Annotated in this window: 7 protein-coding genes and 2 pseudogenes; all 9 read left to right on the top strand. The window is 36.9% G+C overall.

Annotated features, from left to right (window positions below; all coding sequences use genetic code 11):
- Window positions 1–1,298: 1,298 nt before the first annotated feature.
- Window positions 1,299–1,883, top strand: coding sequence for a hypothetical protein (locus tag ACT8YW_RS19585; protein ID WP_250714508.1), 585 nt, complete (start codon window positions 1,299–1,301; stop codon window positions 1,881–1,883).
- Window positions 1,884–2,033: 150 nt separating this feature from the next.
- A complete protein-coding gene (locus tag ACT8YW_RS19580) occupies window positions 2,034–2,471 on the top strand; it encodes a copper resistance protein NlpE (protein WP_250702220.1) in 438 nt (145 codons plus the stop codon).
- Window positions 2,471–3,874 carry a hypothetical protein gene (locus tag ACT8YW_RS19575; protein ID WP_444106865.1) on the top strand — a complete coding sequence of 468 codons (1,404 nt, stop codon included), beginning with the start codon at window positions 2,471–2,473 and terminating at the stop codon, window positions 3,872–3,874. The genes ACT8YW_RS19580 and ACT8YW_RS19575 overlap by 1 nt, the downstream gene beginning before the upstream one ends.
- A gap of 204 nt (window positions 3,875–4,078) precedes the next feature.
- Window positions 4,079–4,378: pseudogene (locus ACT8YW_RS19570) on the top strand (hypothetical protein); the annotation flags it as partial.
- A gap of 287 nt (window positions 4,379–4,665) precedes the next feature.
- Window positions 4,666–5,031 (top strand): hypothetical protein, encoded by a 366-nt coding sequence (locus ACT8YW_RS19565; protein ID WP_008017067.1) that lies wholly within the window; start codon window positions 4,666–4,668, stop codon window positions 5,029–5,031.
- Window positions 5,032–5,104: 73 nt separating this feature from the next.
- Window positions 5,105–7,444 carry a TonB-dependent receptor gene (locus ACT8YW_RS19560; protein ID WP_444106864.1) on the top strand — a complete coding sequence of 780 codons (2,340 nt, stop codon included), beginning with the start codon at window positions 5,105–5,107 and terminating at the stop codon, window positions 7,442–7,444.
- 35 nt (window positions 7,445–7,479) lie between these two features.
- Window positions 7,480–8,493 (top strand): hypothetical protein, encoded by a 1,014-nt coding sequence (locus ACT8YW_RS19555; RefSeq protein WP_444106863.1) that lies wholly within the window; start codon window positions 7,480–7,482, stop codon window positions 8,491–8,493.
- A 399-nt stretch (window positions 8,494–8,892) separates the two neighbouring features.
- Window positions 8,893–10,080, top strand: coding sequence for a clostripain-related cysteine peptidase (locus ACT8YW_RS19550; RefSeq protein WP_444106866.1), 1,188 nt, complete (start codon window positions 8,893–8,895; stop codon window positions 10,078–10,080).
- Window positions 10,081–10,315: 235 nt separating this feature from the next.
- Window positions 10,316–10,505, top strand: a pseudogene (locus tag ACT8YW_RS19545) (hypothetical protein); the annotation flags it as partial.

The following is a 10,505-nucleotide window of genomic DNA, read 5'->3' as shown; positions in this document are numbered from 1 at the left end:
ATGGAAGACAGGGGATTTTCGAAAAAATGAAGAGAAAAAAAATTATATAAAGTGTTTTTTTTATTAACTTATAGGAAAGAACATCTTATGAAAGAGAATCAATTTATTTTTCAAATCATTCGTATTTGTTTGTGTCATAAAAAATCTTAAAACAAAGTTTATTTGAATATTAGATATTCATTATATCTTTGTGCCTTCAAACAAAGAGTACATTAAATCAGAACAAACAGCCGTTTGCACGAGCATTGAATTTAACTTTATAATAAATCTAGCTGTGTGGTGAGAGATGAGACTGCTAGCGAGATAACCTATTTATTAGAACTTAAGTGCCCCTATTGCATGAGCGAATGTTCAAGAGTATGGCCTGAATGACATCGAATGAGTACAGAAAGCGACTCGAAACGATATGGAAGATAGCTATATGATACCTTCTAAAAGTAAATCTATCAAGAGACGTCAGACGTTTATGACAATGTTTTTTTAACAATACGATGTCACAACACATAGCTTTAGTAGATGAGTTATTTTAAGATAATATTGGTGACAACAACCGACTTTTGTATGGTATCTCATTTCAATATCCTTAAGTTCGTCAGTATCCCCTGGGAAAACGTTTTGTCGTGGACTTGCGAGTACCTATCTCTTGCTGCTCAAGAAATCTTGTGCTATAGAAGATTTATTGTGTATGGTTTGAACACACGTTTTTGATCATCCACAATTATAGTTGAGTGATACCACCTTCAACTTGTAAAAAGAATGTTCCGTTTGTTGGATAAAATACTTTTTGAATTGGCCATCCTTTCTTGATTTTTATAGAATATGCTAAAAATACATTCAATTTTTACTTTGAATGGCTCATTCACTAATTAAGAATAATATTATAGGGAATATATGGTATTTGTGAAATATCATAAAAAGGGTCTTTTTCAAACACTGTTAGGGATACTGTAACAGTCGGTGTTATAATAGTGTATCACTCTATTATGAAGATTGACCATATAATCAGAATTAGCAATGTGAAACATATTTTTTTAAGTTTGATATTGGAATAATATTGATTTTTTTATGCTTTTCGAACATATGTTAGTTCGATGTGAGATAAAATAATTTTTCATAGTGCTAAGGTATTGATTGTTAGAGGTATATGGATTGAGGTGTTAGATTTTTAAAATCATTTTATAATTCAAATACAATTTCGCTTTATTATTTTTGCTGGCAAAGAAAAAGTAAGAAAAACCTGACTTTTTTATTTATGAGTACTCATTAGCATTTTATCTATTAATTTAAATTTATCAAAAATGAAAACTAAACCTTTTTTAAAATCGATGGCATTAGTGATTTGTTGCTTAACTTCTTTTGTATTGGTATCATGTGATAAGGATGATGATAAGCCCAATTTAAAAATCAGTCCTAATAAAGTAGAAGTTGCAGTTGGTAAAACGGTTACTGTGTCTGTTAGTAGTGGTACTGCACCATATACGACGAAATCAAGTGATGCAAAAATCGCAGTTGCGAAATCAGATAAAAATGCGATTGTAATTACCGGTGTAAAAGATGGTTCAGCAATGATAACTATTACGGACCGGAAGGGAGTTACAGGAAAAGTTGCTGTAACTGTAAGAACTGTAAAAGAGACCCCAAAAACTCCAAAAGGACTGGATTTTGATAAACAATCTATTACTGTGAGTGTTGGAAAAGATGGTATAGTAACAGTAAAAGGTGGTGCACAGCCATATTCTGCCGTTGCGAAAGATGTCAATATTGCTACGGTATCAGTCAAGGAAAATAAAGTCAACATAAGAGGAGTTAAGGCAGGAAAAACTACTATTACAGTTACAGATAAGGATAAGAAAACGGGAACTATAAATGTGACGGTTAAATAGTTTTCTTTTTTTCTAATTTTATTGTAATGCATAGCGAGTGAGACGAAGATAATTTCGTTATATACTGCTATGCATTTACAATAAGTCTTTGTATATAATGATCTTGCGAGTTATAATTAACCTCAAAATACATGTTAAATATTTTAAATTATGAAATTGATTAAATTGCATTTATTGGTAGCAGCCATGATAATAGTAACATCAGGCTGTGTTGGATCTGGGAAGAAATATAAACAACAAGAAAATAGTGCTGCCGGAGTAGTGGATAGCAGAAATAAAGATTGTTATGGCACCTATGAAGGCATATTACCTTGTGCCGACTGTGGTGGCATCAAAACGACATTGAAAATTAATAGTGATGCAACTTATGATTTGCGGAGTGAGTATCTGGGTGAGGAAAATGGTATTTTTGAAGAGAGCGGTGTATATAATATGATAGGCGAAAACATCATTGAACTGGTTACTCCTTCATCGGGTGCCAAAACATATTATAAAGTTCTCGACGACGCAGTGGTTTTGTCTGACAGTACGGAAATCTTCAACAATAGCGGGCGGCTCGCAGCACAATATATATTGAAAAGACAGTAATGTTTATGTGTGATAGGACATGTGATTTGTTTAAGGTAGGAAATTTTAACATAAAAAGGTGCTTATTATTTCTTGTCTGTATAATGTTATTAGTTGCTTGTGGTGAGAATGATCCGATTGAATCCCGGAATCGACATCCCAGGCAACAGGAAGAATCTCATAGTGAACAATCCGGATCAGTTCCCGCTGTGGCTAAAGAGGATGTTGCAGCTTATTTTAGATTTGATATGTCTAGAGATATAAATGTTGCGTTAGGACTTGTTGAAGCACAGAAAGAGACGCTGCAGATAAACGGGAAAATGATAAAAATAACTGAGGCTGTAGTGAAAAGGAAAGATTATCAAAAAGGTTCATTTGTGCTATATGTTACAGGCACGGTAAATGGTTCACCTTTTAAGAATGAATTCACTTTTACCGGCTTTGTGAGCAAACCTGACGATTATCAAATGGTTAATGGTGCACAAGCTGAGTGGAAAGCAAATGCTGACTATTATGCAAAGCTTGATTTTGATAGCTTTTACAGATTACATAAAGTGAACATGTTTACAATTGAGAATTTAGGCCGGTTAGTGGACTTTTACTCTATAAATGTAGGGGGAGAAAAATATCTTTTTACTCCGGAAGATCTTGAGAAGACGGTTCTTGAAGATATAAAATATGAGCAAAATCAGCTTTCTTTCTATCTTAGGTATAATAATAGTAGGTCTAAAAAAAGAATATCACTTCTGTTTGACAAGAATAAATATTATGAAGGAAAGGTTACTGTAAATACAGATTTTATAAAACAGAAGTATATGAGAGGGATATATGAAAATCCATCTCTATTTAATGGTCACATTTTTTCATATGATGAAAGTGCGTATGCTGTGGAAATCAGTACAACTCTGAAAGAAAAAAGCGACACAGGCAACATGCTTACACTACATTTAAGCATGTATGCAAAGGGTAATGGTGGCTTGTTGCTTGCAGAATTTGATAAAATATTCACCGGTTTTAAACCCTTAAGTGAATTGAAGAATGAGTTGATAGCCTACTCAACACCGGATTTGCATGAGTTTGTGAAAAATAAACTTAAGAATAGTAATTATGGTGATGTGAAAAATAAGTTTTCCAATTCTATAGATAGATGGATACAGTATGTGGAATTTGTAATTAAGGATCATGATTCATTGCAATGGGAAAAGAATAAATGGAGCAAGAACGTCTTGAATGGTCTCTTTTCTTCTGTAAAGGATATATATTTGGATAATGTAAGATTTGAACTTAACTCCGCCCAATTAAAGGAGATTGGCGGAAAGCGTTTTTTGTATATTGTTTTTCAAATGATTGGTGCTAATGATTTGGTATTGACGAGTGACGCTATTCTTTTTAATATGTCCATACACATACCTTCTTCGTTATAAAATGATTTGTGACAAATTGATCCGGTCCAATATTGTGTTTATATTTAAATTGAAATTCACAATGATATCTAAGACAAAAATATTCCTTTTTTTTCTTGCAAGAGCTTTATTTATTAATGCACAACAATAAGAAAAAAAGAGGAAGTAAAAAATGATTCCGTTTACTAACTTCAGGAGGGTAGTAGTAGCCTCTCTCGACCAATAAATATAAAAAAATCTTTCTATTGGAATGAAGACAAGATAAAAGCTGGCATATCTGTACAAGGAAATTGGCGTAACCAAAACTTTCCAGGTACACTTTCGCAAAGAAAGAATATGGTAACCGGAACATTTGAACGCGATTTCGACATCAATCCTTTCTCTTATGCTTTGGGAATGAGCCGTACTTTGCGTCCTCGAAATATCAACGTGAACTGGAGTATTATCGTAACAATTGGACACCGTTCAATTTTAAACGAATTTAAAAACAATTATATGAGAATCGAAGTACTTGATTTTAAAATAATAATGCTCATCGGTCAAAACTTATCAAGAGATCATTACTGAATATTTTCTGGGAGAAGAATCATTTTGGTTTTAGGGGGGCATCTTACACAGGCCCTCCAATATGAACAGGAATAAAAATAGGAAGATTTATTATAGCCTGTTATCATACAGCCGGTAACGATGTGTCGATTTATTTGATTCCCATATCAAAATAATCGGGACAATATATTTAATCGTACTTGATCGTAAAATCATCATTTATAGGTATTGCGTACAATTATGCAATCTGCTATCTTTACAACCTAATGGATAATGCAAGAAAAAAGCGGAAATACAGAGCCATAGTGGCATGCTTATTGTTGCTGACTATGATGCCTTTCTTCTTTGTGAAAGCCTTTCATGTTCACAAAGAAGATTTATGTATATCTCATGATGAGCAACAATCTTCCCATCATGATTCTGCCGATAAATGTGCTATCTGCCTGTTCACTTTATCTTCATTTACCGAAGCCGAGAGCTTTGAGTACAATTGCGTTCAGACAGAGAACCCCGTTGAATATCTTATCCAAAAGGAGAAGGACATTACTGTTACTTTTCCTCTATTGTCTCTCCGCGCTCCTCCTGTCCAACTATTACAATCCCTCTCATGGGTTGCATGCATTATAAGATGACATGTGAAAGAGGGATGCTGTGCCCTTTGGTTATCTTAAACAATTTATAACTTCATTACAATTTTCGTAAAGTATGACATTTCATGCATATTTCCAATATGTGTGTCTATTCATTGTCTGGCTGTGTGCAATATCTCCTACAAGGATGTATGCACAGAAATACCGACAGCAATCAGATACACATAGGACACTATTGGTTGTAGATAAGGAAACCGGACGTCCGATTGAAGGAGCTTACATCTTATTGGAGAATCAACCCCTTGCCAGTTCAACCGGAGGAAGAATCATTATCCCTTGGAAGACAAATTCCAAGGATACAGTTCTTGTACAGAGTTTGGGCTACAAATCTCAATATATATATTTGAGTGAGGCATTCAAAAAGGTGAATATTCAAACAGTATATCTTTATCCGGAGATAAAAATTCTGGAAGAAGTCATTATTACCGGTGAGTGCTCCGGAGTGACTCGGAATACGGTAAGCAACAACCTTACTTCCTTCGCAATCAATCGCGCATTGGGAACTTCTCTCACCTCTCTGCTTGAACAGGTCAGTGGCGTAAGTTCCATCAGTACGGGGACGACAGTTGCCAAACCTGTCATCCAAGGAATGTATGGCAACCGGATATTAATCATAAACAATGGTTCCCGCCAGACAGGCCAACAATGGGGAGTTGATCATGCTCCTGAAGTGGATATGAACGGAAACGCTTCCATTCGGGTGATAAAAGGTTCTGACGCGGTACGATATGGTTCAGAAGCTTTGGGAGGAATTATTGTCATGGAACAGGCTCCCTTACCCTTCCGGAAGAAGGCCTTGAAAGGAAAGACTTCCATACTTTATGGAAGTAATGGTCACCGTTATGTGCTGACCGGACAGTTGGAAGGCACTTTCCCTTTTCTCCGTGACCTTGCCTGGCGAGTACAGGGGACATATTCAAATTCCGGAGACCGTTCCACCGCAAACTATCTTCTAAATAACACTGGAGCCAGAGAACATCATACCTCCGCTTTACTCGGCTATGACCATGGACGTTTAAGAATAGAAGGATTCTACAGTCACTTTTACAACCGGACGGGAGTAATGTTCAGTGCCCAGATGGGAAGTGAAGATCTGCTGGCAGAACGTATCCGATTGGGACGTCCCCTGTACACAGATCCTTTCACGCGAAGTATCGCATACCCATATCAAAAAGTTACCCATCAGACAGCCATTGGTAAAATGAAGTTCAGTATGCGGAACGCAGGAAATCTTTACTGGCAAAGTTCCTGGCAGAAGGACGATCGACAGGAAAACCGCATCCGGCGTCTGGGTTCCGACATTCCAGCTGTTTCCCTGCACTTAAACTCATTACAAAACTCTCTCTGCTGGAAATTGAATTATAATTCATGGCAAACAGAGGTTGGGGGACAAATTATGTTCATTGATAATCACAGTCAGGCAGGAACAGGTATTGTTCCCGTTATTCCCAACTATACGGAGACGCAGATGGGAATATATGGTATCGGGAAGTATAATTACAGTAAAGGAGGAATTGAAGCAGGTATTCGTTTTGACGGACAGGAAACCCGTGCCAGTGGTTATGACTGGACAGGAAGTCTCTATGGAGGAACAAGAAAGTTCAATAACGTATCATACAGTCTGGGAGGTCATCATCATTTCTCTGACCAATGGAAGCTCACCACTAATTTCGGACTGGCCTGGAGAGCTCCTCACGTGTATGAATTATATAGCAACGGAAATGAACTCGGATCCGGAATGTTTGTCAAAGGAGATTCTACCATGCACTCCGAAAGGAGCTATAAATGGATATCTTCCATCAGTTACAGCAATAAGGTATTCAGTGCCCGAATGGACGGTTACCTGCAATGGATAAGCGGCTATATCTATGATGAACCGAAGAAAGAAACCATCACTGTTATTTCGGGGGTATACCCTGTATTCCAATACAAACAGACCCCGGCTTTCTTTCGCGGAATGGATTTTGACTTTCACTTCATGCCCATAAATTCATGGGATTATCACCTGATTGCTTCTTTTATACGGGCAAATGAACAGACGACAGGAAATTACCTTCCTTATATCCCCTCTTCCCGTTTCAGCCATGACCTCTCATGGCTTCACGAAACCAAATCGCATTCCAAATTACGTTTGAGTATCAGACATCGATTCGTGGCAAAACAGACCCGGTTTGACTCGAATACGGATCTTATTCCCTATACCCCTCCGGCATACCATCTCTTGGGGTTCGCTGCTAGCTTTGAGTGTCCTGTAAAATACGGATACAAACTACAATTCATGATAGCGGCAGACAATATCTTGAACAAAGAATATAAAGAATACACTAACCGTTCACGCTACTATGCACATGACATGGGATCTGATGTACGTTGTGTAGTGAACTGGAGTTTTTGATTTATAACAATTATTATTAACCAAATAAATAAAAAATGAAAACAAATGTATGTAAAATCGTATTGATGTTCCTGATAGGAACATCTCTTTTGTTGTTTAATTCATGCAGCAAAGATCTTGTAATTCCTGAAAACGAGCCGGAAAACAAATTGCATGAAGATCCTTCCAAAATGACTGTCCGTCTTGTGGAATGCCACTTGCATGCAGGCTGGGATGAAATACAGAAAGTCGGCGGACCTCACCAGAATCCGGAATCTCCGGCCAAGCACATGAAACGTATTCAGGAAATAACTTATGAGCTGAAAGCCGGCAAGGGTTGGAGGCTTGCCGAAGGCAGTCAGAGCAAGTTCTACGTGCAGAAAAATGGAGACTACTATACTTATGGGAAATACACCCCGGCTCCCGTTTATTTGATGTTCATCTATTACTATAACGCCAAAGGAGATTTGATGAACAGCCAATTTATAGAAAACGGGCAGGATAATATTCATCAACATTTCTTCACGCCTGAAAATGTAAAACCCACATTTGACGGTCAGCCGGAAGCCGATGACAATGAACCGCAGAAATTGGTGGATTATCTTTATGTGGACACTACCCCCTGGGACAAGACCAAACATAGCAAGGAAGCTGAAATAACAGGAGGCAGTAACCCGATAGGTTTGAAAGGAGTTATCCGTTTTTTGAAAGACCGTAAGGAATTCGACCTGAAAATTCGTCTTTATCACGGCTACAAATCCAAGGGCAATCCGGAAACAGGTACTTTTGATCCGTTCTATAAACCTTCCGGAATATTGATCCAGCGTGGTACATGGGATATCAACCTAAACATTCCGGTAGTGGTGTTCTGGAGCCGTGAAGAGACTGTGGGGGTAGACGAAGACACGAACCCCGAAGGGGTGGAAGAAGACGGGCTTGATGAAAAAAGTAATCGTGCCATACATTCAATTATGGGAACCTTCAATCTTACATGGAAAGAAGCGCTTGAAGAGTTTATAATTTACACTTATAAGTCAGGGGATGTGGAAGCCGGAGCGATTTGGCTTTGAAAATCGGTTTGGACTGCCATAAGTAACCATAAAACTGCCTGTTGTGACATTGGTGCCGGTATTGTTTCAACAGGCAGTTGTTCCTGTTAAACCGTTTCATCTTTTTTTGCAAGAATGAAACGGAAACAAGTGCCATTCGGCAGTGTCTCCAATGAGAACTGCCATAGGGCATTGAAAAGAAAATCATCTCGTGTTATAAACGATTAAATTCATGCTGTTTATTAGAATATTCAATATATTGTGAGATAATGAGTCATAATATTGTAAGATTATAAGAGGATTTGATTCTATGAATATCAGGAAATGGTTATTTACAATTCACATTTAAGATAAAATAGAGATTTTACAATGGAAGGCTATAATAAAAAAGTAATAATGAGTTATTGGACAATTTGCAGGATGAAAACAACGAAAAAAATCTACGTAAAGGTTAGCATTATCTTTTTATTGGGAGGAATTTTACTTTTTTCTTCATGCGAGAAGGAGGAAAATCAAAAGATCGAAGCCAACCGGAAAACATTATTCATGTATTTGCCATGGTCCTCAAATTTGACGAACTATTTTTATAATAACATATCTGACCTGGAAAAATGTATAACGAAAATAGGGCTGAACAATGAGAAAGTAATTGTTTTTATTTCTACCGGTAGTACGGAGGCCATGATGTTTGATATTGTGTCTTCTCACGGGAGATGTAAACGTGAAATACTTAAAAAATATAAGTCTCCGCCTTTTACGACAATCGATGGGATAACAGCAATTTTAAATGATGTAAAGGCATTTGCTCCGGCTTCTGTTTATACCATGATTATAGGATGTCACGGTATGGGATGGCTTCCTGTTTATGAGATGAAAGTGCGTTCCGCACCTCACATGAAAATGCATTGGGAATATCAGGGTGTTCCATTGACACGTTATTTTGGAGGACTGACCGCCGAATACCAAACAGATATAAAATCTCTAGCCTCCGGTATTGCTAATGCAGGCATGAAAATGGAATATATTCTATTTGATGACTGTTATATGTCATCTATAGAGGTTGCCTATGAATTAAAGGATGTTACAAAATATTTGATTGGTTCTACCAGTGAGATGATGGCATACGGAATGCCTTATGCCACTATTGGGGAATATTTACTGGGGAATCCCGATTATCAATCGGTATGTGAAGGATTTTACAATTTTTATTCAACCTATGAAATAATGCCTTGTGGGACATTAGCAGTAACGGACTGTTCAGAACTGGAGAATATGGCAGCCATCATAAAAAGTATCAATAGTAAATATTCTTTTGACAAATCCCTGAGGGGAACAATCCAACGTTTAGATGGTTATACTCCTGTAATATTTTATGATTTTGCAGATTATATAACCTCACTCTGTAACGATCCTATATTATTAAACCAATTTAGAGAGCAGCTAAATCATCTTGTTCCATATAAAACCCATACAAAAAATTTCTACTCTATGGCCAAAGGTATTATTCCTATCAATACATTTTCCGGTATAACAACATCCGATCCGAGTGACAATCCTATGACTGTGCTGAAAGAAAATACATTATGGTATAAAGCAACGCATAATTAAAGTTGATAATAAGATGAAGAATACTAAACTCCCAAGCCTGCATATTTTATAACTTTTTGGTTATTGTCTGTTTTTGGAAATGGTATATATAGGAATTGAGAACTATCATGCAGGGAATCATGCAAAAAAGTATTTATGGCTTCTGTTGAGATACAAAGAATGTAATAATAATTATATTTCTTCTAATAAAAGCTTTCCGCATCGAAATGTGTTTGTTACTCCTAATATTCGCAATATGAAATATAAAATTATAATTGGACTATCAGCTATTCTCTATTTTACAGGTTGTTATAACAGGGAACAGACCCCTCGCCTTAGTGAGGCTGAAAAGCTAATGCAGAACAACCCGGATAGTGCATTAGCAATACTACAAAAACTCAAACCGGAAGGCAACCGGGCTGAACAGGCCAGATATGCATTGCTCT

Source organism: Bacteroides sp. (assembly GCF_052357945.1).
In the GTDB taxonomy this organism is placed as follows: domain Bacteria; phylum Bacteroidota; class Bacteroidia; order Bacteroidales; family Bacteroidaceae; genus Bacteroides.
This window is presented reverse-complemented; position numbering and strand designations above follow the sequence as displayed.

Coding starts and splice junctions, on each gene's coding strand:
- ACT8YW_RS19585 (WP_250714508.1), top strand. CDS start 1,299: ATGAAAACTAAACCTTTTTTAAAATCGATGGCATTAGTGATTTGTTGC.
- ACT8YW_RS19580 (WP_250702220.1), top strand. CDS start 2,034: ATGAAATTGATTAAATTGCATTTATTGGTAGCAGCCATGATAATAGTA.
- ACT8YW_RS19575 (WP_444106865.1), top strand. CDS start 2,471: ATGTTTATGTGTGATAGGACATGTGATTTGTTTAAGGTAGGAAATTTT.
- ACT8YW_RS19565 (WP_008017067.1), top strand. CDS start 4,666: ATGGATAATGCAAGAAAAAAGCGGAAATACAGAGCCATAGTGGCATGC.
- ACT8YW_RS19560 (WP_444106864.1), top strand. CDS start 5,105: ATGACATTTCATGCATATTTCCAATATGTGTGTCTATTCATTGTCTGG.
- ACT8YW_RS19555 (WP_444106863.1), top strand. CDS start 7,480: ATGAAAACAAATGTATGTAAAATCGTATTGATGTTCCTGATAGGAACA.
- ACT8YW_RS19550 (WP_444106866.1), top strand. CDS start 8,893: ATGAAAACAACGAAAAAAATCTACGTAAAGGTTAGCATTATCTTTTTA.